The organism is Streptomyces sp. MBT65 (genome assembly GCF_016612545.1).
Lineage (GTDB): Bacteria > Actinomycetota > Actinomycetes > Streptomycetales > Streptomycetaceae > Streptomyces.
This window is the reverse complement of record NZ_JAENRY010000085.1, coordinates 24,614-50,575: the sequence shown is the minus strand read 5'-3', so window position 1 is coordinate 50,575 and position 25,962 is coordinate 24,614. Positions and strand designations below refer to the sequence as shown.

Below are 25,962 nucleotides of genomic sequence, written 5' to 3'. Positions count from 1 at the left end.
CGGGTATCTGCCCGGTGGACCAGGCCGGTTGCTCGGCCACCACGGGTATCTGCCCGGTGGACCAGGCCGGTTGCTCGGCCACCACGGGTATCTGCCCGGTCGACCAGGGCTGTTGCTCGGTCACCATGGGGAACTGGCCGGTGGACCAGGTGGTCTCCGGGGCGGACCAGGCCGTCTCCGGGGGCGGCCAGGTGGCGCCCGCCGGGGCGGGGTCCGTGCGCGGTGCGGCGATGTACGGGAGCAGGTCCAGGCTCGCGGTGAGCGGGTCGAAGACCGGCGCCGGGGCGGCCGCGGGAGCGAACTGCTGTGCCGCCATTACGGGAGTGGGCGGCACCTCGATGGCCGGCACGGGCGGCAGGTCGAGGACGGTCGCCTGAGGCATCTGAAGCATCTGGGCCTGAGCCGTCTGCTGCGGCTGAGGTGTCTGCGGCGCGGCGGGAGGCAGCGCTGCGATCGGTCCTGCCGTCAACTCCGCCATAGGGGCGGCGAGTTGCGGGGCGGCGAGCTCCGGTGCCGCGGTGGTCCCCGCGGTCAGTTCGGCGACGGCGCGGCCGGGCTGCGCTTCGAGTGCGCGGCCGGCGCCCTCGGGCTCGGGGCGTCGCTCGGACCGCTCGGGGCGGGACTCGGCCGGACGGGCGGGAGTCCTGCCGGGCGGCAGGATCGCCGGTACGGTCGGGCCCACTTGAGCGCGGGCGCGGTCGAACAACTGCCGGGTGACGGCGTCGATGGCGGGGTCGGAAGGACGCGGCGCACTGGGGCGGGACTCGACACGCTTGCGCGGTTTCCCGGACATCGCACGCGTGGCGTTGTAATTTCCGGTGGCCGTCTCGGCCCTGTCGTAAAGGGAGTTGATCCGCCGCTGGACTTCGTCACGGCTGGGTCGGTCTTCCACGGTGGGGCCACTGCCTCCGGTGCGCGTACCTCGTTCTGCCGGCATGGCAGACGTGCTCCTTCCGTATCGCGCCTACCGAGTTAGCTGTCGGGTTCGGGCGGCGATCACGGAAGGTTTGCCCTACGACCCTAGCCCGGAAGGGCAGTTGGGTCGATTCACCCCAAGTCGGTTGGGTCCCCGGCTCCGGCTGTCGCGAGCGACACGCCGGACTCGGCGCAAGCCGCGCGGCCCGGCGCTGATCGCCGGAGTAGGTCGTACGGCCTGAGCGCCAACTTAGCCAACGTGTGTGCCTCGTGTGAAGGTTGAAGCGCGATATGTCCGATACGTTTTTGTGACCTTTACCTCTCTCAGACACTTCACCTGGTGCGGAGAGGGTTCATGGGCCCGCCGGGCCGGGTGATCCATATGAGGTCGCTATGAATTTTCGGGACGGTTGAACACACCGGGGTCCGGTTCCGTATTGGGTCGGGGGATTTCCATGCCGGGACGATCCGGGCCGACCGATACGTGTAGGAGCAACTTCCTTGGCACGCAACACGCGCAGACGCCCCACAGGCGCACGACGCGCGACGATGGCAGCAGTCGCCCTGATGCTGGGCGGCGGAGGACTGGTGGCGGCGAACGTCTACGCGTCGGCGTCCGAAGGCGGTTGGGGCGGTGACACGGCCCAACAGGGTTCCCCGGACGCGGCGTCGGACGGCGCGACGATCGACTGCCCGGACGTGGGCACCCAGTTGACGACGGTCCCGGACGAGGCGAAGACCGAGGTCGACAACCAACTCGCGCTTCTGGACCAGCAGATAACCGAGGCCTACCAGAAACTGAAGGACTCGCAGGAGTCCATACGCCAGGACGCGTCCTTCGCCGACAACGCGATCATGAATCCGTTGAAGGAGAAGCGGGCCGCGACCCTCGGGCGGATCGGCGACGCCATCGCACGGGTCGGTGACCGCCCGGAGGGACTCGACGCGCTCGCCGGCTGCACGCTGATCGCCCCCACGAACGGCGACCAGAACGGCAACGGCGACGACCAGAGCGCCAGTCCCAGTGCAAGTGCCGGCACCGGCGACCAGGGTGGCCAGGGCCAGCAACAGTCCACCAACGGGCCCGTCGCCTCGGACTACGCGGACATCACCTCCGTACAGCCGAACGTGAACACTCCGCAGGACCAGGCCAATGCCTCGCGCGGCACGTTCGTCACCGCCTGCGGGGTGAACGAGAACGGCCTGTTCAACTCCGACAACGTGATCGTCGCTCCCGGCGTCACCAACGGCGCCCACCACTTCCACGACTACATCGGCAACCAGTCCAACAACGCCTTCGCCAGCGACCAGGACCTGGCCAATGCCGACACTAGCTGTGAGAACCCGGGCGACAAGTCCACGTACTACTGGCCCGTGTTGCGCCTGCAGAACGGCAAGCAGGAGCAGGACGCCGACAAGCCCGGCGGTGGCACCGAGGGCAACTCCGGTCAGATCGTGACCGCCAAGGCGGCCACGCTGACGTTCGTCGGCAACCCGCAGAGCAAGGTCGTCGCGATGCCGCGCCTGCTGCGCATCATCACCGGCGACGCCAAGGCCTTCGTGAACGGCCCGGCCAACGCCAACGCCTCCTGGAGCTGCACCGGTTTCGAGGACCGGCAGCTCAAGGACAAGTACCCGCTGTGCCCGGCGGGCAGTGACGTGGTGCGCACCTTCAAGTTCCAGAGCTGCTGGGACGGCCGCAACATCGACAGCGCCAACCACCGCACCCACGTGGCCTTCGAGGCCGCCGACGGCTCCTGCCCGGCCGGCTTCGAGGCCATCCCGCAACTGGTGCAGCGGATCGTCTACGACGTCGACGCGCCGAGCCTCCAGGACGGCGGCAAGACGACTCCGCTGTTCGCGGTGGACTCCTTCCCCGAGCAGCAGCACAAGCCCGTCACGGACCACGGCGACTTCATCAACGTCTTCGACGAGGGCCTGATGAAGGACATGGTCGACTGCATCAACAACGGCGAGAAGTGCGGCGCCGGCACGGACAACGACCCGGGTTCGGGCGACGGTTCGGGCTCCGGCGGCGGTTCGGGTGACGGTTCCGGCGGTGGCCAGGGCGCGGGTGGCGGCTCGGGTGAACCGTCCGCGTCCCCGACGGCGACCGACACCGCTACGGCGGCACCCACCGACACCGCGACCGACGAGCCGGCCGGGAACGGCGGCAACGAGGGGAACGGCGGCAACGCCGGGAACGGCGACAACGGCGGCAACGGTGACCAGCCCACCGCGGATCCCGCGACGAGCGCTCCGGACACCGGGGCCAACGCCCCAGAGCCCACCGACACGCAGACCACCGACCCTGGTGACCTGACGACCGCCGTCTCGGTCCCCAAGGCCGACACGAAGACCGAAGGGTCCAAGTCGACGGAGACGCAGGGGAGTTCGGACAACGGCTCCGGCGGCCAGGTCGGCACCCCCGCGGCGACGCCGCCCGACTCGTCCTCGGGCGGGGAGAGCTACGCGGCCGTAGGCCCCAACCAGCCGCAGGCGCAGGGCGGGTTGGCGGAGACCGGCGCGAATCTGTGGCCCGCGGTGGCCGGCGCGCTGCTGCTCGTCGCCGGGTTCGTGGTGCTGTACCGAGGTAAGCGCAGTACACGCTGACACAGCGCACCTGGGTGCACGTCTGTGACGACGACGGCCCGGCCGCCCTCACTTGGGGGTGGCCGGGCCGTCACACGTTCGGCGCGCCGGGGCAGAAGGCCTCAGACAGCCGGTGAGGGGTAGGTCGGGTACTCGACCCCGGAGACGTGCTGGACGACCCGGACGACCTGGCAGGAGTAGCCGAACTCGTTGTCGTACCAGAGGTAGAGGATCGCGTTGTCGCCGTCGACCTTGGTGGCGCCCGCGTCGATGATCGAGGCGTGCCGTGAGCCCATGAAGTCGCTCGACACGGCGTCGGGGGCGGTGGTGAAGTCGATCTGCCGTTTCAGCGGGGACGTCAGCGAGACCTCGCGGAGGTGGTCGAGGACCTCGGCGCGGGTGGTCTCGCGGCCCAGTCGCAGGCTGAGGATCGCGATCGACACGTCCGGCACCGGGACCCGGATCGAGCTGCCGGTGATCGGCGCCTTCAGGTCGGGCAGCGCCTTGGCGACGGCGGAGGCGGCACCGGTCTCGGTGATCACCATGTTCAGCGGTGCGGACCGGCCGCGACGGTCGGCCTTGTGGTAATTGTCCAGCAGGTTCTGGTCGTTGGTGAACGAGTGGACGGTCTCCACATGGCCGCGCAGCACACCGTACTCGTCGGCCATCGCCTTCAGCGGCGGCACGATCGCGTTGGTGGTGCAGGACGCGCAGGACAGGATCTGCTCTTCCGGCTTGATCGTGTCGTGGTTGACGCCGTGCACGATGTTGGGGACGTCGCCCTTGCCGGGCGCGGTCAGTACGACCTTGTCGATCCCGGGCCGCAGATGCTGCGAAAGTCCTTCCCGGTCACGCCATTTGCCCGTGTTGTCGATGAGGATGGCGTCCTTGATGCCGTACGCCGTGTAGTCGACTTCGCAGGGGTCCCCGGCGTAGATCACCTTGATCTCGTTGCCGTTGGCGACGATCGTGTTGCTCGCCTCGTCGACGGTGATCGTGCCCTGGAAGGGGCCGTGGATCGAGTCGCGGCGCAGCAGCGAGGCGCGCTTCACGAGATCCTCGACGGGCCGCCCGCCGCCCTGCCGTACGACGACGGCGCGCAGCCGCAGTCCGTTGCCCGAGCCGGCCTTCTCGATGAGGAGGCGGGCGACCAGGCGGCCGATGCGGCCGAAGCCGTAGAGGACGACGTCGCGTCCCTCGCGGCACTCGATCTTGTTCGCGCCCGTGGCGCCGGCGACGGCCTCGGCGGTGAACTCCTCGACGGACAGGCCGCGTTCGTCGCTCCGGTGGGTCGCGGCGAGCATGCCGATGTCGATCTGGGAGGGGCCCAGGTCGAGCGTGGTGAGCGTCCGCAGGTAGGGGAGGGTCTCGGTGACGGAGAGTTCCTCGCCGTCGATCTGGCGGGCGAACCGGTGGGTCTTGAGGATGCTGACCACCGACTTGTTGACCAGTGAGCGGCTGTGCAGCAGGACCGTGACGTCCCGCTCGCGGTGCAGCTTCCCGATCATCGGGATCATCGACTCCGCGATCTCCTCGCGGGTCTTCCAGTTGGTGAACGAGTCCTCGTTGACAGGCACAGGTTTCTCTTTCGAGCTAGACGGCGCTCATATGCTAACCCGCTGTTCATCAGCCCGTTCAAGAGGGGTGCCGCCCGGCCCGGGGAACGACGGAAGGGGCCCTGCCGACGCGCGTCGGCAGGGCCCCTTCCGGCTGTACTGGTGTCGCTTCTAGACGGTCTCCGACACGTCCTGGGTCGCGCCGCTGCCCAGCAGCGCGGACGCGTTCTCCAGCGGGGTGAGGACGTGCACGGGCACGACCTCGGGCAGCCCGTGGCAGGTGAAGCCGAGCCGCGTCATGGCCCGGATGACCTCGCCGCTGTTGAAGTCACGGGGGTCCTGCCGGGTGATGACCTGCCCCACCTGCTTGACGGGGTAGCGGCGCCGCCCGATGGTCACGGACTCACCCGTGATCAGCTCGGGCTTGATGCCCTTCATCGTCTCCAGGACTCCCATCTTGGTGAGGTCGAAGGGATACCGGGCGATGACACAGCGCATGTTGCCTCACAGAGAGAAGGAGGATCGGGGGCGGAACGGGCGCCCGAAGGCGCCGAGTTGGTCCTCAGGCCGCAGGACCGAAGGACGACCGTCGCTGCCCCCGGCTGCCGCTACCGCTGCCACTGCCGCCGCGTCGCGCCGCACCACCGGCGGACGACCGGCCGCCCTCGCCGGCCGGACGGCCACGACGGCCGCGCGACGACGAGGAGGACGGGCTACGGCGGGTGCGCTCGCGCTCCACCACCGGAGCCTGGATGACGACCGGGACGCCGGACGGAGCCTGGGCACCCGTGATCCGGGTCAGCTCCTCCTCGCCCGACCGCACCGAGGTGACCTCGGCCGTGACGCCGGCCATGGTCATCAGCCGGGTGAAGTCACGGCGCTGGTCGGGGGTGACCAGGGTCACGACACTGCCGGACTCGCCCGCACGGGCCGTACGGCCGCCGCGGTGCAGATAGTCCTTGGGGTCGGTGGGCGGGTCGACGTTGACGACCAGGTCGAGGTTGTCGACGTGGATGCCGCGCGCCGCGACGTTGGTCGCCACCAGCGCCGTCACATGCCCGTCCTTGAACTGGGCGAGCGTGCGGGTGCGCTGCGGCTGGGACTTGCCGCCGTGCAGACCGGCCGCGCGGACGCCGTTGCTCAGCAGGTGCTTCACCAGTCGGTCCACCGCGTGCTTGGTGTCCAGGAACATGATGACCCGGCCGTCGCGCGCCGCGATCTCGGTGGTCGCGCGCTGCTTGTCCGTGCCGTGCACGTGCAGGACGTGGTGCTCCATCGTCGTGACCGCGCCCGCGGAGGGGTCGACGGAGTGGACGACGGGGTCGGTCAGGTAGCGGCGGACCAACAGGTCCACGTTGCGGTCCAGGGTGGCGGAGAACAGCATCCGCTGGCCGCCCGTCTGCACCTGGTCGAGCAGCGCGGTGACCTGCGGCATGAAGCCCATGTCGGCCATCTGGTCGGCCTCGTCGAGGACGGTGATGGAGACGCTGTCCAGCCGGCAGTCGCCGCGCTCGATGAGGTCCTTGAGCCGTCCCGGCGTCGCGACCACGACCTCCGCGCCGCCGCGCAGGGCGCCGGCCTGGCGGCCGATCGACATTCCGCCGACCACCGTGGTCATGCGCACGCTGACGGCGCGGGCATACGGGGTGAGCGCGTCGGTGACCTGCTGGGCCAGTTCGCGGGTGGGGACGAGGACGAGGGCGAGCGGCTGACGCGGCTCGGCGCGACGGCCCGCCGTACGGGCCAGCATCGCAAGGCCGAAGGCCAGGGTCTTGCCGGAGCCGGTGCGACCGCGACCGAGTACGTCACGGCCGGCGAGGGAGTTGGGGAGTGTCGTCGCCTGGATCGGGAACGGGACGGTCACGCCCTCGTGGCCGAGCGCGGCCAACAGCTTTGCGGGCATGTCGAGTTCGGCGAACGACTCCACGGCGGGAAGGCCGGGGGTGACCGTCTTCGGCAGCGCGAACTCGCCCTGCAGGGCGACCGGTCGGCCGCCGCCGCCCTTGGAGCGGCGCGGAGCGCTGGAGCGGTTGCCGGACGGAGCCGCCGAGCGGTAGCCGCCGCCGCTCTTTCCGGATTCCGGATTTCCATTGCGCTTTCGCGAGAAACGGTCATTCGTACGTGCGCGGTTCAAAATGTGGAACCTTCCTTGATATGGCACGTATCAAGGAATTCCCGCGGTGAATGAACGGCGCAGAGAATCGCAAGAACGAGCCGGTGGCTTCGGCGGAATATCGCCGAGAGCTTGGAAAATGCAGCGAGCTGGGGCCCGCACCCCAAGGTGCGGGCCCCAGCTGCGAAGTAAACGTCGTCGTTACGCAGGAACGATGTTCTCGGCCGTCGGGCCCTTCTGGCCCTGCGCGATGTCGAAGGTCACCTTCTGACCCTCCTGCAGCTCGCGGAAGCCCTGGGCGGCGATGTTCGAGTAGTGGGCGAAGACGTCAGCGCCGCCACCGTCCTGCTCGATGAAGCCGAAACCCTTTTCCGCGTTGAACCACTTCACGGTGCCACTGGCCATTTTGTTCTCCTTCGGGGCGGTCAGCGGAGCCCGCAGCGTGCGGACTCCGTGTCGCCGTGATGATCACCCCGCCGGAAAGAAACCGGACACACAAAAAAATGCTCCACCGTCCCTGGGGGCCGGTGTGGGCATCTGAAGGGTTTGGCAACCACAACTGCAACTGAGATCAATAGTAGCACGGCGCGATCGGCCGTGTGCGGTCGTTAATTTCATTTCTCATGTCGCCGACGTAGATATTGGGTTTCGCACCGGCGGGCGCGAGACGGGTGCCGCGCCCTGCTCCGGGTATCACTAGGAGGACACCCCGGCAGTCAGGAGCGGTCCGTGACCACACCCGCCGATCCGTCGGCGCCCGAGCCGCTCGGTCCGTCGTCATTGGTCTGGCGGTACTTCAGTGACTGGCGGGGCATGCTGATCAGCCTCTGGGCCGGGTCGATGCAGAACATGCATCCCGCCCTCGGCGCCGGGGTCGAGGAACACTCCCACTTCTTCGAGGAGCGCTGGGAACGGCTGCTGCGCTCCCTCTACCCGATCGCCGGAGTGATCTACGACGGCCCGGACGCGGCCCGCACCGCCCGTGCCGTGCGCGACTACCACGTCGACATCAAGGGCACCGACCGCCAGGGCCGGCGCTACCACGCCCTGGACCCGGGCACCTTCTTCTGGGCGCACGCGACCTTCATCATGGTCCCGGTGCTGATGTGCGAGTACTTCGGGCGGGCGCTGACGGAGGAGGAGAAGGAGCGCTTCTACGCCGAGGGTCTTCAGTGGTACCGGCTGTACGGGGTGAGCGACCGGTCCGTTCCGGCCGACTGGGCGGGATTCACCGCGTACTTCGAGCGGATGTGCGCCGACGTCCTGGAGGACAACCGGGCGGCACGCGCCGTGCTGGACATCCGCCGTATCGGCAAGCCGCCTTTTCTGAAGTGGCTGCCGGACGTGGTGTGGCGGGTGGTCCGCGGTCCGCTGACCCGGCCCTTCGTCTGGCTCACCGTCGGGATGTATCCGCCCGCGGTGCGCGCCAAGTTGGGATACCGCTGGTCGCGTCGGAGCGCGGTCGGGCTGTGGCTGGTGGGACGTGCCGTCGCGCTCGGCTGGCACCTGGTGCCGTTCGAGCGGCGTTACCACCCGCGGGCCCGGGCCGGTTGGCGGCGGGCGCGTGGTCTCGTCGTAGGACCGGTCGAGACGCCGCGGCGGAACCTGCCTCCGGAGGAGCGCCGGGGTGACGGAAAGCACTACGTGCCGGATGCGTGGTCACCTCGGGGTCTCAGCCCAGGACGTCGGGTTCCTCCTCCACCACCAGGTCGGCCAGGAGATTGAAGTTGTGCCGTGCCATGTTGGCGTTGCTGAACTGCCGGTGCGCCAGGTTGACTTCCTCCTCGGTCATGATGCGCGGTGTGCCCGCGGCGTCGGCGAGGAGCTGCATCTGGCACGCGCGGTCCATGGTGATGAACCACCACGCGGCCTCCTCGACGGACCGTCCGACCGTCAGCAGGCCGTGGTGGCGGAGAATGGCCGCCCGTCGGTCGCCGAGCCGGTTGGCGATCCGCTCGCCTTCGGTGCGCTCCAGCACCAGGCCCTTGTACTCGTCGAACACGACATGGTCGTCGTGGAAGGCGCAGGACTCCTGGACGATCGGGTCGAGCGGCTTGTCCAGTGACGCGAACGCCCTGCCGTGGATGGTGTGGGCGTGTGCCACCGCCACGACGTCCGGACGGGCCTGGTGGATGGAGGAGTGGATCCAGAAGGCCGCCTTGTTGGTCCGGCGTTCGCCCTCGACGGCGCGGCCCTCCTCGTCGATGAGCAGCATGTCGCTGACGCGGATCTTGGAGAAGGGCACCGCGTACGGGTTGACCCAGAACCTGTCGGGGAACTCGGGGTCCCGCGCGGTGATGTGTCCGGCGATGCCCTCGTCGAACCCGTAGCGGGCGAAGATCCGGAACGCCGCCGCCAACTGCCGCTTGCGATGGGCGCGTTCGGCCTCGATGGTCTCGCGGCTCTCCGCCAGCCGAGGAATGTCCAGTTCCTCGGCGTCGTCGAAGTCGATGTCATCGCTGCCGGTGGTGATGGACATCGGGACGTCCTTTCCGATGCATGGTGAAGGCCTCGCCGAGCGGCGCCAACTCTCCTCGCCGGAGGTCGGGTTGAGCCTCCACGCGCGGGAGGTCGCCGAACTCCTGGAGTTCGAGCGGGTGGAGGACGCGATCCTCGTCGGGCACAGCTACGGCGGGATGGTGATCACGGGAGCCGCCGCGCTCGCCCCCGAGCGGGTCGGCCAGGTGGTGTACGCGGACGCGTTCGCCCCCGTGACCGGCGAGTCGGCGTTCACGATGCTGCCGTGGCTGGAGCCGGCGTTCGCCGAGTCGCCGGGGCCCGCCGAGTGGGAGGTGGCACCGCTCGACCCCGCGATGCTCGGCGCGGACGACGACGGGGTGGCGTGGCTGTCGGGCCGGCTGACACCGATGCCGCGGTTCACCCACGAGGAGCCGCTCGGTCCGGGCAGTGAGGACGTGCTCGCCGAACGGGCGGTCACCTACATCTACTGCGCCGATCAGGCCCTCTTCACCGACATTGCCGCCTCGGCGGAGAAACGGGGATTCCGGGTCGTCGCACTGTCCGAAGTCACCCATGTCGGCCTGCTGACGAACCCGCAGACACTTGAGCGGGAACTGCTGAAACTCGTCTAGCCGACCCCGTACGGACAAGGAAGTTCGGAGGCCGTCCGATGTACCCGAGAGGCCCGGTCTATTGCCTCAGAGGCATGTTATTGTGCGGGAATGCCGATCGAGGACACTGATCTCTGGGTTGCCCAACGCCTCAAGGACATGCGAGGTGAGCGAGGTATCACCCTGACGACACTGGCCGAACAGACCGGCATTTCCTCGGCGCATCTCTCGCGCCTCGAGAAGGGTGTACGCAAGCCGTCCATCGGCAGCCTGCTGCAGATCGCCCGCGTCTACGGCGTATCCATCAGCGAGTTGGTGCAGGAACCCGATCAGGGCGACTTCCATCTGGTGCGCGCCGACGCGGCGATGACGCGCGACGGGCAGGACGGGCGCTACACCGTACTGAGCGGGCCTCGGGAGACCATGTCCGTCATCCGGGTCGAATTGACGGCCGGCAAGAACACCAAGACCGCCCGGCATGTCGGCGAGGAATGGCTGCATGTGCTGTCAGGGGCGATCACTCTCGACATCTCGGGTGTGTCGCTTCAGCTCGACACCGGTGACTCGGTGCATTTCGACTCGTCGAAGGAGCATCGTCTCACCAACAAGGACGATGCCGTCGTGACCGTGCTGATCGCGTCGACAGCGGCAACCGTTCCGATGCGGCACCCCATTCCGGCGTCACGTCGCAATGCGGCGGACTCGCGCTGAGTTCTGTGTGAACGTGCGGGGTGCGCATCGTTGATTCCAGGAAGAAGGAAGACTCACGATGCCGTCACCCGTTGCGTTGAATCCCGCTGAACTCCCGCCCCTCACCGGCATGATCTCCCACGGTCTGGCCGTTCCCGACCTCCGGCTCATCTATGCGTCCGGGCAGGTCGCGTGGGACGAGAAAGGGCAACTCGTCGGGCGAGGCGATCTGGCGGCCCAATTCACCAAGGCCTACGAGAACATCGACGCGGTCCTTGCCGCCGGCGGTTCGAGCCGTGGCAAAATCATCAAGGAGACGATCCATCTCGTCGGGTACGACACCGACAACTCGGCGGAGTTGATCGCGCTCATCGCCGGCTGCCGGGGAGCGGGAGAGACGCCGCCCGCCAGTACGTGCGCGGGTGTGGAGACCCTGTTCGCGGAGGGGTATATCGTCGAGATCGAGGTGGTCGCGACCCTGTGAGTGGTCGCTTCCGTCGGCGGCGTTCGAGGTGCTGCAACGGGACGGCATCGCCAAACTCTCCGCTCGGGCGATCGCGGCCGAACTCGATGTCCGGATGAACACGGTCATGTGGCACATCCGGACCAAGGAACGACTGCTCGGCCTGATGGCGGAATCCATCATGGGCGAGGTCGACCTGGGCAACCCGCACGGCGGCCGGCGCGAGCAAGTGGCCGAACTGCTCCGGCGTTTGCGGCAGGCCATGCTCGGACACCGTGACGGCGCCCTGCTCGTCGCCGGTACCTTTCCTGTCGAACCGAACACGCTGGCCTTTTCCGAGCGGGTGGTGACGATCCTTTTCGAAGGCTGCCCCCGCACATCAGCCGCGTTCCACGACCGCGCGCGGGAATCGGTGGACGCCCGGCGTTTCCCCGGCCTCCACTCGGTGCTCGAGGACTACCTCTCGATCGACTACGGCGAGCGCTTCGACTTCGGGATCGACCAGATCCTGAGCTCCGCCCCGACCACCAAACCTCGGCCGCACGCCGGGAGTTGAGGGGCGTCGTAGCGCTCGCCGCGCTGTGATCGAGGGCGGGCCGTCGGGCCCTACGAACCGAACGCGGCGGTGGACACCTCGTCCCACTCCCGCCACTCGTCGAGCCGGGCCCGGTACTCCTTGGTGATAAGTTCCAGCGGGCCCCGGCCGAAGAAGATCCGGAGGGGGGCTGTTCCGCGTCGACGACGGTGAGGATCGCCGTGAGTGTCGCCGTCGGGTCGCCGCGTCGGGCGGAGATGCCCGTCATGGCGCCGCGGAAGTCGTCGTAGGCCGGAAGGCGTTCGGCTTGGACCGCGGAGGGTCCCGCTCAGCCGGTGTCGTGCCCGGCCGGCTCGATCAGGGTGACGTGGATGCCGAAGCCCTTCACCTCGGCGGCGAGGCTCGCGCTGAAGCCCTCCAGGGCGAACTTGGACGCGTGGCAGAGGCCGAGTCCGGGCAGTGAGGTGACGCCGCCGATGGAGGACACCTGGATGATGTGGCCGGACCCGCGGGCGCGCAGGTGGGGGAGTACCGCCTGGGTGACCCACAGCGCGCCGAACGGATTGACGTCGATCTGTTCGCGGGCCTGCTGCTCGGTCACTTCCTCGGTCATGCCGAAGAGGCCGTAACCCGCGTTGTTGGCGACGACGCCAAGGCCGCCGAACCTCTCAACTGCCGTCTGTACGGCCTCGAATGAGGCCGCGCGGTCGGCGACGTCGAGTCGGAGCGGCAGGACCGCATCGCCGTATTTGTCGACCAGGTCGTCGAAGGCGGCCGCGGAAGGGCTGGTCGCGGCGACCCGGTCGCCACGCTCGAGCGCGGCCTCCGCCCACTCCCGGCCGGATCCCTTCGAGGCGCCGCGATGGATCCCCTTGTGCAGTGACCAAGTGGCGCGCTACGGTCTCGATCCGGTCTTGGTCGATGACCAAGGAGTTGTGGGATGTGAAAGGACCGTTCCCGGCCATGAATGCGACTGTGCGTCATCGGGATTTCTTCCACGGTATGTACACGTGGATATCCGGCCTGTGCGACGCCGAGAACCACGGCACCCTCGACGACATTCACCGGTTCTGGGCGGACGACGCACGCATCGTCACCGGTGGTCAGGTCAGGGCCGCCGGAATCGACGAGCTGCGGAAGCACTTCGGGATCTATCCCGAGCAGTACGCGGAGGTCGAGATCCGCGAGCCGTACTACACGTACCTGGAGTCGGGGGACGACGTCGTCGTCGAGTACGACATCCTGATCCACGGACGAGACCGCGAAGGTGCGGCGGACGGCAGGCGGGAACTCCGGGTGATGGCCGTCTTCACCCTCACCGACGGCAGAATCTCGGAAATGCGTCAGGTCGCGGGCGTCAGGGCGGGAGACGCCTGACCCTGAGTGCATGCCGAACGCGCCCTGATCCGTGCCCCGTTGGGATGCGGGCACGGATCAGGGCATCGGATCAGGCCGTCGGTTCAGGACTTCACGGGCTTGCCGCGTCCCCAGGCCCAGGCCAGGCGGTCGGCGCCGGACTGGTTGGTGGTGACCAGCCAGGGGCGGGCCGCGTCGCCGATGAGCTTCTGGATCGAGTACGTGTCGTCGGTGCGCAGCCCCGGCCAGTACACGGACCCCATGCCGAGCTTGCGGAAGGTGTCGGTGTCGGCCTGGATGAAGTTGACCGAATTGTCGGCGGGCGTCGGCACGTTGTAGTTCAGGCCCGTGGTCATCGGGGCGCCGAACTCGTCGGCCACGGTGCGGTTCGCGCAGTCGCCGAGACGTACCTTGAGGTCGCTCACCCACTGGTCGTAGGTGGCGTAGTCCTTCCAGAAGCCGTAGTGGTGGAGGGAGAGGTAAGTGCCCTTCAGGCGCGGGTCGGCACAGACCGTGGTGACGTGGTCGTTGTAGCCGGCGCCGCTGACGAAGACCCGGTTGCGCGGCACCGAGCGGTAGGTGTCCAGCCACTTGGCGGCGAGGTCGGCCCACTCGGCGTCGGTGTAGCCGTGCGGCTCGTTCATCGGCTCGAAGTAGACGCGCTCGTTGTGCCGGTACGCCTTCACCACGGTGTCCCACATGGGCCAGTACGTGGCCGGGTCGTCGATGAAGCCGTCCTTGTTGGCGCCCGTCCCCTCCCAGTAGGAGACGATGACCTTGAAGCCCTGCGCCGTCGCCGCGTCGATGACACCGCGGTACGACTTCCAGTAACTGCCGTTCACCGTGTACGGGTTGATGGGCAGCCGCACCGTGTTGGCGCCGAGGTTGGCGCGGAACGCCGCGATGACGCGGGTCGCCTTGGCGTACGTCTGGGCGTAGGTGTCGGTGAGCGACAGTCCGGACAGGACGACCGGGTCGTCGGCGTAATTGTCGCGCGGGTCGGCCCAGTTGACGCCCTTGAACTGGGACGTGTTCGTGCTCGGCGTGGCGGAGGCGGGGCTGCCGGCCAGCGTGGTGCCGGTGACCGCGGCGATCGCGACGGCCACGAAGGTGGCCCGCAGACGGGTTCTGGCGGGGATGGTGCGCATCGACTTGCCCTTTCAGGAATGGCGACTCGGCGCATGGCGAGGCCTGCGCGCGGCTGAGCGGCCGTCGGAACAGATACCGGGCGGGACGGATGACATCGGCTCGTCGTCCCAAATCCCGGTGGGCTCGGTGGAGTTGGGGGAGTGCAGGCGTGGTGGGCGCTGCTCGCCGGTGGCCTCCTCCCTCTCTCCGTCACCGGCCGCGCGAGGATGTTTGCGTAAACACGCTGCTCCATCCGAATGTTTACGCAAACATGGCGGCGCCGGAATCGTGGCATCCGGCACCGCCCTCGTCAAGGTTTCCCGCACGTAACGCCGTTGGGCCCGCACGTAACGTGGCCCGCTCCCCATGGCGGGGCTACCGCTTGATGCCCACCCCGGTCCACAGGCTGACCTTGGCGTCCGTGGGCGCGTCCGCCTCGTCACGGTCCTCGCTCACCGGGTCGGGGCGCCAGCGGTGGCCGACGGCGAGGCCCGGGTCGAGCAGATCGAGCCCGGTGAAGAAACGCGCGACCTCGTCCCGGGTACGAACCTTCACCGACGTCCCGCCCTCCTCGTAGATCGCGACGACCTTCGCCCAGGGCTCGGGGTCGAAGTCCGCGGTGACATGGCTGATCGCCAGGGCGCTGCCCGACGGCAGGACCGACAGCAGTCGGTCCACGATCCCGTACGGGTCCTGCTCGTCGGTGACGAAGTGCAGCAGCGCGTTCAGGGACAGCGCGATCGGCTGGTCGAAGTCGAGTACCTCGGCGACTTCGGGGGAGTTGAGGAGTGTCTCGGGGTCGTTGACGTCCGCCTGGACGTACGCGGTGCGGCCCTGCTTGGTGCTGCGCATCAGGCGCTCGGCGTACTTCAGGACCAGGGGGTCGTTGTCGGCGTAGACCACCCGGGCCTCGGGCACCACGGACTGGGCGACCTGGTGCAGATTCGGCTCGGTGGGGATGCCCGTGCCGATGTCGAGCCACTGGCGGATGCCGTGCTCCTGGGCGAGGACACGGGTCGCGCGGTGCATGAACGCGCGGTTCTCCCGGGCGGCGACGAAGACACCGGTGAAGATGTTCGAGACCGCCTCGGCGGCCTGCTTGTCGACCTCGAAGTGGTCCTTGCCGCCCAGGTAGTAGTCGTACATGCGGGCGGAGTGCGGCCTGCTGGTGTCGATGTCCCGCGCGGCGTGGGCGTTGGTCATGCTCTCCCTCTCAATAGGTGTACGTCGGCGTCTCGGGCAGGTCGCAGCCGAGTCGGCTTCAAGTCCCCACGCCCGTGCTCTGGTTCAGCCGGCCATCAGATGGTCGGCCAGGCCCCGCTTGACCCCGTCGACGAACGCGGCCATCTCCTGGGGCGTGTAGATCAGCGCGGGTCCGGCGGGATCGGTCGACTGGCGCAACGCGACGCGCCCGTCGGCCAGTTGCTTCGTCTCCACGCACTGACCCCCGTTGGGACCGCTCCAGGGGCACTCCCAGCCCTGCTCGCCGAGGTTCGACGCGGGCATCCCGTTGTAGACCTTGTCGTCGGTGGTGGTCATGAGTACTCCTTGCGCATGCGGTTCAAGAGCGCCTTGCTGTCCGCGGAGGAGGTCAGCAGCGACATCCTGTTGTGCGCTTCCAGATGGGCCACGACATCGGATCGCTGGTCCAGGTACATGGAGGCGGAGAGGATCTCGCTGTAGACGACGTCGGGCAGCTCCGGTTCCCTGAACCGGAAATAGGTGAAGGGTGCGCACGCCCCGACGTGGGCACCCGCCGAGAACGGGACGATGTCGACACTGACGTGGTCCAGTTCCGAAACCTCGAGGAGCCGGTCTATCTGGTCCCGCATGACCGCGGGACCGCCCACCACCCGGTGGAGCACGGCTTCTTCCAGCACCGCCCACAGCGTGGGCGCGTCCGGCCTCTCCAGCAGACTCTGCCGGCGCAGACGTAACTGCACCCGCCGTTCGAGATCCTCGTCGTTGTCGTTCGGGAAGCCGCCGCTCAGCACGCCCCGCGCGTAGTCGTACGTCTGGAGGAGTCCCGTGACGTAGTGCGGCTCATAGGTGCGCAGGGTCCTGGCGCCGGTCTCCAGGCTCACGTACGCGGTGAACCAGCCGGGCAGCACATCGCGGTAGGCGTGCCACCAGCCGGGCTCGTTGGCCCGTTCGGCGAGGGCGACGAACTCCTCGATCTCCTGGCGGTCGGCGCCGTAGGTCTCCAGCAGCTTCTCGACGTAGAGCGGTTTGAGGCCGACCTCGGCCTTCTCCAGCCGGCGGATGGTCAGGGAGGTCACCCGCAGGGCCTTGGCGGCGCTCTCCAGGGACACGCCCGCACCCTGCCGCCGGTCCTGCAGCCGTCGGCCGAGGATCATGCGGAGAACAGTGGGTGCACCGGCGCCGGTGCCCGAACGAGCCTCGCTCACGCCCAACCTCCTGAGGGACTGTCACCGGCCTTAGTCTGACAGCGACTTGCTGATGCCGCCAGACAGAAACCGTCGTTCTGAAATTATCAGGGAGTCGGTTGCAGCTTGAACTGAGCTATGGGCATAGTTACTTGTGTGAGCGATCTAGGCCCGTCGCCGGAACTCCCCAAGTCCGGCAGGCCGGTTGCTGATGCTGTGCGTCTCCCGCCTGCGCCCGCCCCCGATGGAAGGCGAACCACCGTGTCCCCCCACACGACTCCCTCCCCGCAGCTCTTAGACGTCGCGAGCCCTGACCTGGCGCACTGGCTGGAACTTCCGGCCCACCGCTCCGGCGTCCGGACCGCCCGGCACGTCATGGGTGCGCAACTGGCCAAGTGGGGCCTGCCCGAGGAGGTGCGCGACGACGCGGTGCTGCTCATCTCCGAGTTGGCCACCAACGGGGTGTGTCACACGCCCAGCGCGCGGCTCCTGTGCGGTGTCGGGCTCGTCACCGACCGTAGTCTGCGCATCGAGGTCCACGACCACGACTACACGGGCGGCGACCTCACCCGCTGTGTGCCGTGCGTCGACGACGAGAGCGGGCGCGGACTGTTCATCGTGCAGGCGATCGCGGAGACGTGGGGGGTCGAGAGATCGGCGCTCACCGGCGGCAAGGCCGTGTGGGCGATACTGTCCACCGGCTGCTGAAGCCGGACACGTGGAGGGGGCGAGGACGCCCGCGGCCTGTTCAGGTGGTCGCGGGCGTCAACTCGGCCAGCAGCAGCGTGCGGTCGTCCGCCCCGGGGGCAGCGGACGGCGCGCGCAGCAGCCGCGCGCACAACGTGGGGAACCCTTCCGGGTCGTCGGTCCCGGTGGGCTCGGCGGCGGCCGTGTCGAGGGCCCGGGCCAGACCGGCGATCTCCTGGTCGATGTCGGCGTGCCGCGACTCGACCAGCCCGTCGCTGTACAGCAGGAGCAGAGCCGGTTCGTCGATGGTCAGCACCGTGGCCTCGTAGTTGCCCGTGCCGAGTCCCAGCGGCAGTCCCGGACTGACGAGCGTGACCGGCAGGGCGGGTCCGTCCGGGCCGCGCAGCAGCGGCGGAGGGTGGCCGGCGCCGACCAGGGTGCAGGTGTGCGCCCGGGCGTCCCACTCGGCGTAGATGCAGGTCGCGAACGACGCACCCGGGGTGTCGTAGGCCAACTCGTCCAGGCGGCGCATGAGTTCGGCCGGTTCCATGTCGAGCCGGGCCAGGGTGCGCACGGCCGTCCGCAACTGGATCATGGCCACGGCGGACTCGGGGCCGTGGCCCATCGCGTCGCCGACGACCAGACCGACCCGGCCGCCGGGGCGGGGCAGGACGTCGAACCAGTCGCCGCCGATGATGTTGCCCTGGCCGGCCGGGAGATAGCCGTGGGCGATACGGCAGCCGGGGAAGGCCTGGGCCGGGTCCGGGAGCAGGCTGTTGCGGATGGCCAGCGCGGTGCGCCGCTCGCGTTCGTAGCGGCGCGCGTTGTCCAGGGCCACCCCGGCCCGGGCCGCCAGCGACTCCACTGCCACGGCCTCGACGGGCAGGAACGGATCCCGCTCCGGGCCGCGTGTGCAGGCGATGAACCCGACGGTGGCGCCGCGCAGTTGGAGCGGCACGACGAGGAACGACGCCGTGTGCAGCAGATCGTCTATGCGCTGTGCGTCGCCGCCCGCCGAGGCCAGCAGCCGATCGGAGGTGTGCTTGTCCACCCCGTCGAGCACCTGCGAGTGCCCGGAGGCGAGGGCGCGTGCGTACGGGGTCTCGCGCGGGAAGACGACCACCTCACCGACCGGCAGCATGCCGTCCCAGCTCTCCGCCGCCTCGGCGCCCACCCGCACCGCCAGTCGGCGCGCCTCGATCTGCGGCGGATCCACGGCGGGATACGCGTTCTCCTCCAGCACCCAGCGCTCCAGCAGATACACCGACGCCGCGTCGCAGAACCCGGGCGTCAGCGCGTGCACGACATGGCTGCCGGTCAGCCGCAGGTCGAGCTCCGAGCCGATCACGTCCGCGGCGGGGGCGAAGGCCTGCCTGCGGCGTGGGGGCCCGGCAGGGGGTGCGTCACCGTGGTGACTGCGCGGTTGGTTCCGCAGGGTCGTGCCTTTCCGGGTGGAGCACCGGCCGCGTGGCGTGGGGACAAGCGGTCTGCCGTGCTTTCGTCGGCAACTATATGATGACGTGTCAAAGATCTTCGGGCGAAGGGGAGTTGTGGTGCCGGACCGTGGTGGCCTGCCGCAGGGGATCGATCCGCACAAAGCGAGCGTCGCTCGAATGTACGACGCGATGTTGGGCGGTGAACACAATTTCGCCATAGACCGCGAGGCATTGGCCGCGTTCACGGCGATCGACCCCCAGGTACGCACCCTCGCCCGCGCCAACCGCGACTTCCTCGGCCGGGCCGTCCGCTTCCTGGTCGCCTCCGGGGTACGGCAGTTCATCGACCTCGGCTCGGGCATCCCGACCCAGGGCAACGTCCACGAGGTCGCGCAGGCGGCGAGCCCCGGAGCCCGGGTGGTCTACGTCGACAACGACCCGGTGGCCGTCGCCCACAGCACCTCTCTCCTCGCCGACAACCCGGACGCGGACATCGTCGACGGCGACATCCGCAGACCGGCCGATGTCCTGGCCGCGCCGCAGATACGGAAGTTGATCGACTTCGAGCAGCCCGTCGCCGTACTGATGATCACGATCCTGCACTTCGTCACGCCCGCCGAGGACCCGGCCGGCATCGTCGCCGCCTTCCGCGACGAGCTGCCCGACGGCAGTTGGCTCGCCCTGAGTCACGCCACCAACCAGGACCGTCCCGATACCGCGGCGGCCGTGGGCAAGCTGTACAGCTCCAAGGCCACTTCACCGGTCACCGCCCGTTCCCACGACGAGATCCTCGGCCTGTTCGACGGCTTCGACCTCGTCGAACCCGGTCTGACCTACGTCCCCCTGTGGCGCCCGGACCCGGCGGACGAGATCCCGGAAAACCCCTCCGAGTACTGGGTCTACGCGGGCGTCGGCCGCAAGAGCGCGTAGACCGCGGGCACTTCGGCGGGTCCTTCTCCGCGGAACGAGGTGCGCGCCCCGAATTTCTCGGAATCAGGGGGAGTGAGTCGCGAGAAGCGGGGCAGGGGCCTCATGACGGAAGTTCCTTCGACGAATGGGGTGGGCGACATGGCAGCCGTGACGGCAGTGGAGGTACACGCCACGGCAGAGCAGCGGGTGACGGCCGGGGGGCCTCTCCCGCTGATCGCGGAGCCGTCGAAGGTGAGCCCGAAGGACGCGCGGGAGCTCTCGCGCCAGTTCTTCGACCGGCTGACCTCGCTGGAGGAAGGCACCCACGAGTTCCAGTACGTGCGCAACACCCTGATCGAGATGAACCTCTCCCTCGTGCGCTACGCGGCCGCGCGCTTCCGCAGCCGCAGCAACAACGAGATGGAGGACATCGTCCAGGTCGGCACGATCGGACTCATCAAGGCGATCGACCGGTTCGAGCTCTCGCGGCAGGTGGAGTTCACGTCGTTCGCCGTCCCCTACATCGTCGGCGAGATCAAGCGCTTCTTCCGCGACACCAGTTGGGCCGTCCACGTGCCCCGGCGGTTGCAGGAGGCCCGGGTCGAGCTGGCCAAGGCGACCGAGGAACTGCGGTCCCGCCTCGGCCGCTCGCCCACCACGCGGGAACTGTCCGAGCTGATGTGCCTGACCGAGGAAGAGGTCATCGAGGCCCGCAAGGCGTCCAACGGCTACACCTCCTCCTCGCTGGACGCGGCACTCAGCTCCGACGCGGGCGCCGAGGGCGAGACCGTGCTGGCCGATGTCATCGGTGCGGACGACCCGGGGCTCGAACTGGTCGACGACCTCAGCTCCTTGGCCCCCCTGATCGCCCAACTGGACGAGCGCGAGCGGAAGATCATCCACATGCGCTACGTCGAGGAGCGTACCCAGGCCGAGATCGGCGAGGAACTGGGCATCTCCCAGATGCATGTGTCCCGGCTCATCAGCCGGATGCTCCGCCGCCTGCGCGCGGGGCTGCTCGACCCCGCGGTCGCCTGACGGGCTCCTCCGGCCCTTCCGGTCCAACGAACCGGGTTGTTGGGTGACTTCACCCTCCCCGGACGTCCGTTCCGCGGCACCCTCGTACTGTGGCCGGGCCGGCACCTCGGTGCCGGCCCGGCCGTCGCGGGGTTGCCGGAAGGGGGAGTTGTGGCGTGGCGGAGTGAGGAGTTCGGGGAGTCCCACGAGGGCATCGTGGGGGCGGTCCTCGCCGACGGCAGTGAGCCGAAGTCGGTGTACATCGATGTGGGCAGCGGCAGTTGTGGCCTGGAGACGCGTGAGTGGTGGGCCTACAACGGCCGGCTGGGCCGCCCGGAGGCGGCGGGCTGGAGGGCTTCGTGCGCGTGTGGTTGGCGCGGGGAGAGCCACCCCATCGACTGGGACCAGGTGGAGGACCACGATCTCGACGATCTGGACACCTCCGACGCGTACGAGGACTGGTGGGACCACATCAGCGCCGTCGAACGCCGTACGGTCCCGTTGCCGGAGCAACTCTCCGAGCTGATGGAGCAGTTGGCGGAGCGGCTCGACGCGCTCGCGGACACGGCGCCGGTGGCCGCGCTGAAGGCGGTGGCCATGCTAGAGCGCATGGCGGGGCGGGTGGGCAAGGAAGCGGCCTACGGCGCGCAGGCCGACGACGTGTCGGACGAGGCGCTGGGCAACGCGCTCGGGCTGAGCGTGAGCAAGGCCCAGTCCCGGCTCGACCGTTATCTGCGCCCCTACTACTGACGGACGGGGGAGAGATCGTCCGGCGCCCGCGGTGCCGTGACGTGAGGGGGCCGAGGGCGCGTGCCAGACTGGACGTACCGCTCGCCCCCGCTCCGTAGTCCCCGCACTTCACCGAGGTTGTCCGTGACCAAGCCCCCGGCCCGTGTCCCCCAGCGAAGCAACGCGCGCTCCAACCGGGAACGCATCCTGGCCACCGCCCGCCGGGAACTCGGCCGGAACCCGGACATCACCCTGGAGGAACTGGCGCGCGCGTCCGGTGTCGTACGACGCACCCTGTTCGGGCACTTCCCCGGCCGGGAGGCGCTGCTGGAGGCGCTGGCCGAGGAGGCGTCGGAGGCCCTGCGGGGCGTGCTGTCCGCCGACCCGGCGCCGTCCGGTCCGGGGGCCGAGTCGGCCGACCGGTCGTTCGCGCGTTTCGTGCTGTCGATGTGGACCGTGGGGGACCGCTATCGGCTCCTCCTGGCGCTGGCCCGCCGTGACCTCGGCCAGGAGCGCGTCACGGAGATCCTGGCCCCGGCCCGCCGCGCGGCCACCACCATCCTGGACCGCGGACAGCGCGACGGCGTCTTCCACACCCAACTGCCGCCCGCCGTGCTGTCCGCAGGCCTGGAAGCCATGACGATCGCCCTGCTCGAAGAGGTCAACTCCGGGGAACTGGAGGACGACGGGACCCGGGCGGCGGTCGCCTCGCTCATCGCGGCCGGGGTGCCGGAGAAGCAGGCACGGGTCGTCGTGGACGAGGTCGCGCCCGCGGCGGACTGACGGTCAAATGCCCTTGCTGTACGACGAGTTGCTCCGCGAGGTCCCGCCGCTCCGCGCGTCGTCGGCGGATCGGAAGGCGACCGACTCGCCCGTCAGACGGGCGACCAGCCCGCTCTCCGTCGAGGTGACGGACCGCAGGCGCAGGCCCTGAGGGATGTTCCGGAGCTGGATCGGCCGCTCGAAGACCCGGCCGAGAGCCGCTCCTCCCACCCCGGGCAGCAGACCGCCCGTGACCCGGAAGTCCTTGAAGGCGATGCGGTTGCCAGACGGTACCGAGACGGTGGCCGTCACGGCGACGGCGTCACCGGTGGGCAAGGGGACGCTCGCGCGCACCTGGTCGGGACGGGTGCCCCGGGAGATCTCCCATCCCAGGGTGTCGGACAGGTCCGGGTAGGACAGCAGGGCGGTCGCCTCCGCCGAGCGGGCCAGCGCCTCCGTGTCGTCGTCGGACTTCCTCAACTCCGCGAGGCGAAGGGAGAGTTCGGACACCGGCAGCGGGCCGGTGGCCTCGCTCGCCGGTATGTCGTGCGCGGTGATGTCCACGTGCCGCAGGGTGCCGGACATCAACTGCGTCAGCACCGGGAAGCCCCGCACATGGACCGCCGGCGCCGACGGGGTGCGCATGCCCTCCTGGAACGCCTCGGCCGTACGTGACTCCACCCGCTCCCTCGCGAAGCGGTCGACCGCGAGGGGCACGAGGAGCAGTGCGATCAGTGCGCCGACGGCGACGGCGACGGGGCGCCGGTTCCTCCGGGGCGGGTGCCCGTCCGCGGGGAACGCGGTGTCGGCGTGGTCGTACGCGTGCATGGGTCTCCTTCAAGGGGACGAAGGTCGGAGGCGGTGAACCGTGGTGGCCGCGAGGTCGGGTCCGACGCCCGCGGCGATCAGGGCCGCGGTGGCGGCGGCGGTGCCGTCGTCGGTCCAGCGGCCGGAGTTGACGCAGTCGAGCAGCGACAGGAGGAGTGCCTCCACGGCCCTGGTGAGGGGGACCGGCGGGACGGTGGTGTGGAAGTCGCCCTGCCGCTGTCCTTGGGCGAGGATCCCGGCGACCGTGTCACGGGCCGGGCCGAGCAGTGCGTCGACCGCGTCGGGGCCGAGGTCGCGGTGGGCGAGGGCGATGAGCATGCGGTAACGGTCTCCGACCGGCCAGAGCGTGAGGACGAAGCGGGCCAGGGCGGTCACCGGGTCCGGCGTCGGCGCCCGGCCGGCGGCACTCGCCCGCCGTACCGCGTCCCCGGCGTCCGCCGCGAGGCCGTGGACGAGTGCGGCCCGCCCGGCGAAGTGGCCGTAGAGGGTGCGCCGGGCCAGGCCCGCCGCCTGCGCGATGTCACCGAGGCTGCTGTCGGGGTCGCGGCCCAGTTCCCGCCGGGCCGTTTCCAGGATGCGGGCGCGGGTGGCGCGCGCCTTGGCGCTGCTGCGGCCGGTCACCTCGACACCTCCTGGTACGGCTGGTCCGTTCCGGCATAGTTGCACACCAATGGGCAATAAACTAGCCTGCACATCAGTGAGCAATTAATGTCCTCCTAGGAGCTTGCGATGCCGCTCTTCGCCACCACACCCGTCGACAAGATGACCGGGCCGTACGCACGGCGCTGGTCCGCCCTGATCGTGCTCTGCCTGAGCCTGCTGATCGTGGTCATGGCGAACACCTCGCTGATCGTGGCCGCCCCCGACATGACCACGGACCTGGGCCTGAGCAGCAGCGATCTCCAGTGGGTGATCGACGGCTACACCGTCCCGTACGCCGCTCTGATGCTCGTGCTGGGCTCGATCGGCGACAAGTACAGCCGTCGCGGCGCACTCGTCACCGGACTGGTGATCTTCGCCGGCGGATCGGTGATGGGCAGCCTGGTGCACGAGACGGGACTGGTCATCACCGCCCGCGCGGTGATGGGGGTGGGCGCGGCCGTGGTCATGCCGGCCACGCTGTCCCTGCTGGTCGCGATCTTCCCGAGGCGCGAGCGGGCGCGGGCCATCACGGCCTGGACCGCGACCTCGGGCCTGGCCATCGCCGTCGGCCCGCTGGTCGCGGGCTGGCTCCTCGAGGACCACGCCTGGGGCTCCACGTTCCTGATCAACGTCCCCATCGCCCTCGTCGCGGTGGTCGGCGCCCTGGTCCTCGTACCGCCGTCCAAGGCGGCCACGACGGACCGCATCGACTACGTGGGCGGTCTGCTCTCGATCGTCTCGGTCGGCAGCCTGGTCTACGCGATCATCGAGGGCCCGCACTTCGGCTGGGGCGCCGGTCCGGTCACCGCGGCCGTCGTCGCCGCCGTCGGACTGCCCGCCTTCGTGGCCTGGGAGCTGCGCCACCCGCACCCCATGCTCGACGTCCGCAAGTTCGCCCACCGTCCCTTCAGCGGCTCGATGACGGCGGTCCTGTTCTTCTTCTTCGGCACCTTCGGCGCGATCTACTACGCCACGCAGTTCCTGCAGTTCGTCCTCGGCTACAACGCGCTGGAGACGGGCGTACGACTGCTGCCGCTGGCCGGTGCCGTGTTCGCCGGCGCCGCGGTCACCGGGCGGCTGACCCCCAAGCTGGGCATGAAGCCGATGGTGGTGACCGGCATGGTGCTCGGCACCGTGGGCGTCCTGCTGCTCACCCAGGTCGACAAGACCTCTGGCTACGGCGCCTTCCTGCCGACGATGCTGCTGCTGGGCTTCGCGATCGGGCTGAGCGTCTCCCCGGCCACGGACACGATCATGGGCTCCTTCCCGGAGAGCGAGCTGGGCGTCGGCGGCGGCGCCAACGACACCGCGCTGGAGCTGGGCGGCTCCCTCGGCATCGCCATCCTCGGCTCGCTGCTGGGCACCACCTACAAGGACCGGCTGACCGACCTGGTCGGCGGCCAGCTGCCCGCCGCCGCGCTGGACACCGCCAAGGACTCGGTCGGCGGCGGACTCGCGGTCGCCCAGCAGATCGCGAAGACACCGTCCGCCGGACCGCAGCAGGCACAGGCCCTGGTGGACGCCGTACACGAGGCCTTCGCCCACGGTGTCGCACAGACCAGCCTCGTCGGCGGGATCATCATGGCCGCCGGCACGATGATCGTCCTCGCGGTACTGCCGGGCCGGCGTACCGCGGACAAGCCCGAGCGGACGGTGGCGGAGGCCGGCCGTGAACAGGAGCACGGGGAGTCGGCGACGGCGGCGGAGAACAGCCGCGAGCAGCAGCACGCGGAGCCTAAGGCGTAGGAAGCCGGCCGCGACAACGGGCATGCGGCGCCGACGGGGAGTCCGGCCGGGTCCAGGGCATGGGGTGCTTGCGGCGGATGCCGGACGCGACGAGGAGAATGCGGTGCCGACGAGACCGTCCGGGGCCGGGGCCAGGGCATGCGCTTCCATCGTCGGATGCCGGAGGCGGCGAGCAGAGTAGGGTGCCGACGGCGGAGGCGGGACGCGACGAAGAGCACGCGGCGCCCCGGCGGAGGCCGTTCGAGGCCAGGCGCATGCGGCGCCGACGACGGAAGCCGGCCGGGGCCACGAGCACGCGGACTCGGTCCAGAAGTCCCGTGCGGCCTCGGCCCCTTCGGTATCGGCATCCGGGGGCAACCGCGGGCCGGTCGGACCATCATGCATAAACTGGACGCGTTCC

The 25,962-nt window shown here is 69.5% G+C and carries 26 protein-coding genes, 1 pseudogene and 1 riboswitch; of the genes and pseudogenes, 13 read left to right on the top strand and 14 right to left on the bottom strand.

Annotated features, from left to right (window positions below; translation table 11 throughout):
• Positions 1-793, bottom strand: a pseudogene (locus tag JHN63_RS20745) (peptidoglycan endopeptidase); the annotation flags it as partial.
• 152 nt (positions 794-945) lie between these two features.
• Positions 946-1,118: riboswitch (cyclic di-AMP (ydaO/yuaA leader) on the bottom strand.
• Between the two features lie 346 nt (positions 1,119-1,464).
• Here JHN63_RS20745 and JHN63_RS20740 point away from each other — a divergent pair.
• Positions 1,465-3,528 carry a DUF1996 domain-containing protein gene (locus JHN63_RS20740; protein WP_200682600.1) on the top strand — a complete coding sequence of 688 codons (2,064 nt, stop codon included), beginning with the start codon at positions 1,465-1,467 and terminating at the stop codon, positions 3,526-3,528.
• Between the two features lie 101 nt (positions 3,529-3,629).
• Here JHN63_RS20740 and JHN63_RS20735 read toward each other — a convergent pair whose 3' ends face one another.
• From JHN63_RS20735 to JHN63_RS20720, 4 genes are all read right to left on the bottom strand, one after another.
• Entirely contained in the window at positions 3,630-5,084 is a 1,455-nt protein-coding gene (locus JHN63_RS20735) for a glyceraldehyde-3-phosphate dehydrogenase (RefSeq protein WP_200682599.1), read from the bottom strand.
• A gap of 150 nt (positions 5,085-5,234) precedes the next feature.
• Positions 5,235-5,561: an SCO5918 family protein gene (locus JHN63_RS20730; protein WP_200682598.1), complete on the bottom strand. Its 327-nt coding sequence runs from the start codon at positions 5,559-5,561 to the stop codon at positions 5,235-5,237.
• 64 nt (positions 5,562-5,625) lie between these two features.
• Positions 5,626-7,197 carry a DEAD/DEAH box helicase gene (locus JHN63_RS20725; RefSeq protein ID WP_200682597.1) on the bottom strand — a complete coding sequence of 524 codons (1,572 nt, stop codon included), beginning with the start codon at positions 7,195-7,197 and terminating at the stop codon, positions 5,626-5,628.
• A gap of 180 nt (positions 7,198-7,377) precedes the next feature.
• Positions 7,378-7,581 (bottom strand): cold-shock protein, encoded by a 204-nt coding sequence (locus JHN63_RS20720; RefSeq protein ID WP_019056860.1) that lies wholly within the window; start codon positions 7,579-7,581, stop codon positions 7,378-7,380.
• A 324-nt stretch (positions 7,582-7,905) separates the two neighbouring features.
• On the opposite strand from JHN63_RS20720, the gene JHN63_RS20715 reads away from it, so the two are divergent.
• On the top strand, positions 7,906-8,901 hold the full coding sequence (locus JHN63_RS20715) for an oxygenase MpaB family protein (RefSeq protein WP_200682596.1): 996 nt from the start codon (positions 7,906-7,908) through the stop codon (positions 8,899-8,901).
• Here the strand turns inward: JHN63_RS20715 and JHN63_RS20710 are convergent.
• Positions 8,849-9,655, bottom strand: a complete 807-nt coding sequence (locus JHN63_RS20710; protein WP_200682595.1) for a class II aldolase/adducin family protein — start codon at positions 9,653-9,655, stop codon at positions 8,849-8,851. The two genes, JHN63_RS20715 and JHN63_RS20710, sit on opposite strands and share 53 nt — an antisense overlap.
• A 16-nt stretch (positions 9,656-9,671) precedes the next feature.
• Between JHN63_RS20710 and JHN63_RS20705 the strand changes: the two genes are divergently transcribed.
• From JHN63_RS20705 to JHN63_RS20690, 4 genes are all read left to right on the top strand, one after another.
• Entirely contained in the window at positions 9,672-10,268 is a 597-nt protein-coding gene (locus JHN63_RS20705) for an alpha/beta fold hydrolase (protein ID WP_234477446.1), read from the top strand.
• A 90-nt stretch (positions 10,269-10,358) separates the two neighbouring features.
• Positions 10,359-10,958: a helix-turn-helix domain-containing protein gene (locus tag JHN63_RS20700; protein WP_200682593.1), complete on the top strand. Its 600-nt coding sequence runs from the start codon at positions 10,359-10,361 to the stop codon at positions 10,956-10,958.
• Between the two features lie 58 nt (positions 10,959-11,016).
• Entirely contained in the window at positions 11,017-11,421 is a 405-nt protein-coding gene (locus JHN63_RS20695) for a RidA family protein (RefSeq protein ID WP_200682592.1), read from the top strand.
• Positions 11,422-11,449: 28 nt separating this feature from the next.
• Positions 11,450-11,956: a TetR/AcrR family transcriptional regulator C-terminal domain-containing protein gene (locus JHN63_RS20690; RefSeq protein ID WP_307781933.1), complete on the top strand. Its 507-nt coding sequence runs from the start codon at positions 11,450-11,452 to the stop codon at positions 11,954-11,956.
• A gap of 307 nt (positions 11,957-12,263) precedes the next feature.
• On the opposite strand, the gene JHN63_RS20685 is transcribed toward JHN63_RS20690, so the two are convergent.
• A complete protein-coding gene (locus JHN63_RS20685) occupies positions 12,264-12,803 on the bottom strand; it encodes an SDR family NAD(P)-dependent oxidoreductase (protein WP_307781935.1) in 540 nt (179 codons plus the stop codon).
• A gap of 134 nt (positions 12,804-12,937) precedes the next feature.
• On the opposite strand from JHN63_RS20685, the gene JHN63_RS20680 reads away from it, so the two are divergent.
• Positions 12,938-13,312 (top strand): nuclear transport factor 2 family protein, encoded by a 375-nt coding sequence (locus tag JHN63_RS20680; protein ID WP_234477445.1) that lies wholly within the window; start codon positions 12,938-12,940, stop codon positions 13,310-13,312.
• An 83-nt stretch (positions 13,313-13,395) separates the two neighbouring features.
• On the opposite strand, the gene JHN63_RS20675 is transcribed toward JHN63_RS20680, so the two are convergent.
• From JHN63_RS20675 to JHN63_RS20660, 4 genes are all read right to left on the bottom strand, one after another.
• A complete protein-coding gene (locus JHN63_RS20675; RefSeq protein WP_200682590.1) occupies positions 13,396-14,439 on the bottom strand; it encodes a glycoside hydrolase family 5 protein in 1,044 nt (347 codons plus the stop codon).
• A gap of 355 nt (positions 14,440-14,794) precedes the next feature.
• A complete protein-coding gene (locus JHN63_RS20670) occupies positions 14,795-15,622 on the bottom strand; it encodes an SAM-dependent methyltransferase (protein WP_200682589.1) in 828 nt (275 codons plus the stop codon).
• Between the two features lie 84 nt (positions 15,623-15,706).
• The gene (locus JHN63_RS20665; protein ID WP_033279707.1) at positions 15,707-15,958 is read right to left on the bottom strand and encodes a DUF397 domain-containing protein; all 252 of its coding nucleotides are present in this window, start codon (positions 15,956-15,958) and stop codon (positions 15,707-15,709) included.
• The gene (locus tag JHN63_RS20660; RefSeq protein WP_200682588.1) at positions 15,955-16,827 is read right to left on the bottom strand and encodes a helix-turn-helix transcriptional regulator; all 873 of its coding nucleotides are present in this window, start codon (positions 16,825-16,827) and stop codon (positions 15,955-15,957) included. Before JHN63_RS20660 ends, JHN63_RS20665 begins: the two co-directional genes overlap by 4 nt.
• Before the next feature lie 354 nt (positions 16,828-17,181).
• Between JHN63_RS20660 and JHN63_RS20655 the strand changes: the two genes are divergently transcribed.
• On the top strand, positions 17,182-17,514 hold the full coding sequence (locus JHN63_RS20655; protein ID WP_374222930.1) for an ATP-binding protein: 333 nt from the start codon (positions 17,182-17,184) through the stop codon (positions 17,512-17,514).
• 40 nt (positions 17,515-17,554) lie between these two features.
• Here the strand turns inward: JHN63_RS20655 and JHN63_RS20650 are convergent, their stop codons facing one another.
• The gene (locus JHN63_RS20650; RefSeq protein WP_307781932.1) at positions 17,555-18,841 is read right to left on the bottom strand and encodes a SpoIIE family protein phosphatase; all 1,287 of its coding nucleotides are present in this window, start codon (positions 18,839-18,841) and stop codon (positions 17,555-17,557) included.
• A gap of 202 nt (positions 18,842-19,043) precedes the next feature.
• Here JHN63_RS20650 and JHN63_RS20645 point away from each other — a divergent pair, with 202 nt between their 5' ends.
• From JHN63_RS20645 to JHN63_RS20630, 4 genes are all read left to right on the top strand, one after another.
• Entirely contained in the window at positions 19,044-19,859 is an 816-nt protein-coding gene (locus tag JHN63_RS20645) for an SAM-dependent methyltransferase (RefSeq protein WP_307781934.1), read from the top strand.
• A gap of 138 nt (positions 19,860-19,997) precedes the next feature.
• Complete coding sequence (locus tag JHN63_RS20640; protein WP_234477443.1) at positions 19,998-20,876, top strand: SigB/SigF/SigG family RNA polymerase sigma factor; 879 nt, start codon at positions 19,998-20,000, stop codon at positions 20,874-20,876.
• Between the two features lie 150 nt (positions 20,877-21,026).
• Positions 21,027-21,605, top strand: a complete 579-nt coding sequence (locus JHN63_RS20635; RefSeq protein ID WP_200682585.1) for a hypothetical protein — start codon at positions 21,027-21,029, stop codon at positions 21,603-21,605.
• Positions 21,606-21,728: 123 nt separating this feature from the next.
• On the top strand, positions 21,729-22,367 hold the full coding sequence (locus tag JHN63_RS20630; RefSeq protein WP_200682584.1) for a TetR family transcriptional regulator: 639 nt from the start codon (positions 21,729-21,731) through the stop codon (positions 22,365-22,367).
• Between the two features lie 3 nt (positions 22,368-22,370).
• Here JHN63_RS20630 and JHN63_RS20625 read toward each other — a convergent pair whose 3' ends face one another.
• Positions 22,371-23,174: a DUF2993 domain-containing protein gene (locus JHN63_RS20625; RefSeq protein ID WP_200682583.1), complete on the bottom strand. Its 804-nt coding sequence runs from the start codon at positions 23,172-23,174 to the stop codon at positions 22,371-22,373.
• A 9-nt stretch (positions 23,175-23,183) separates the two neighbouring features.
• Positions 23,184-23,795 (bottom strand): TetR/AcrR family transcriptional regulator, encoded by a 612-nt coding sequence (locus JHN63_RS20620; protein ID WP_200682582.1) that lies wholly within the window; start codon positions 23,793-23,795, stop codon positions 23,184-23,186.
• Positions 23,796-23,903: 108 nt separating this feature from the next.
• Here JHN63_RS20620 and JHN63_RS20615 point away from each other — a divergent pair, with 108 nt between their 5' ends.
• Complete coding sequence (locus tag JHN63_RS20615; RefSeq protein WP_200682581.1) at positions 23,904-25,562, top strand: MFS transporter; 1,659 nt, start codon at positions 23,904-23,906, stop codon at positions 25,560-25,562.
• Positions 25,563-25,962: the final 400 nt, after the last annotated feature.

What these genes read in the sequence shown, in the direction of transcription:
- JHN63_RS20740 (WP_200682600.1), top strand. Translation starts at nt 1,465, where the DNA reads ATGGCAGCAGTCGCCCTGATGCTGGGCGGCGGAGGACTGGTGGCGGCG.
- JHN63_RS20730 (WP_200682598.1), bottom strand. Translation starts at nt 5,561, where the DNA reads ATGCGCTGTGTCATCGCCCGGTATCCCTTCGACCTCACCAAGATGGGA.
- JHN63_RS20720 (WP_019056860.1), bottom strand. Translation starts at nt 7,581, where the DNA reads ATGGCCAGTGGCACCGTGAAGTGGTTCAACGCGGAAAAGGGTTTCGGC.
- JHN63_RS20710 (WP_200682595.1), bottom strand. Translation starts at nt 9,655, where the DNA reads ATGTCCATCACCACCGGCAGCGATGACATCGACTTCGACGACGCCGAG.
- JHN63_RS20705 (WP_234477446.1), top strand. Translation starts at nt 9,672, where the DNA reads ATGCATGGTGAAGGCCTCGCCGAGCGGCGCCAACTCTCCTCGCCGGAG.
- JHN63_RS20700 (WP_200682593.1), top strand. Translation starts at nt 10,359, where the DNA reads ATGCCGATCGAGGACACTGATCTCTGGGTTGCCCAACGCCTCAAGGAC.
- JHN63_RS20695 (WP_200682592.1), top strand. Translation starts at nt 11,017, where the DNA reads ATGCCGTCACCCGTTGCGTTGAATCCCGCTGAACTCCCGCCCCTCACC.
- JHN63_RS20680 (WP_234477445.1), top strand. Translation starts at nt 12,938, where the DNA reads ATGTACACGTGGATATCCGGCCTGTGCGACGCCGAGAACCACGGCACC.
- JHN63_RS20675 (WP_200682590.1), bottom strand. Translation starts at nt 14,439, where the DNA reads ATGCGCACCATCCCCGCCAGAACCCGTCTGCGGGCCACCTTCGTGGCC.
- JHN63_RS20670 (WP_200682589.1), bottom strand. Translation starts at nt 15,622, where the DNA reads ATGACCAACGCCCACGCCGCGCGGGACATCGACACCAGCAGGCCGCAC.
- JHN63_RS20665 (WP_033279707.1), bottom strand. Translation starts at nt 15,958, where the DNA reads ATGACCACCACCGACGACAAGGTCTACAACGGGATGCCCGCGTCGAAC.
- JHN63_RS20655 (WP_374222930.1), top strand. Translation starts at nt 17,182, where the DNA reads ATGGGTGCGCAACTGGCCAAGTGGGGCCTGCCCGAGGAGGTGCGCGAC.
- JHN63_RS20640 (WP_234477443.1), top strand. Translation starts at nt 19,998, where the DNA reads ATGGCAGCCGTGACGGCAGTGGAGGTACACGCCACGGCAGAGCAGCGG.
- JHN63_RS20625 (WP_200682583.1), bottom strand. Translation starts at nt 23,174, where the DNA reads ATGCACGCGTACGACCACGCCGACACCGCGTTCCCCGCGGACGGGCAC.
- JHN63_RS20615 (WP_200682581.1), top strand. Translation starts at nt 23,904, where the DNA reads ATGCCGCTCTTCGCCACCACACCCGTCGACAAGATGACCGGGCCGTAC.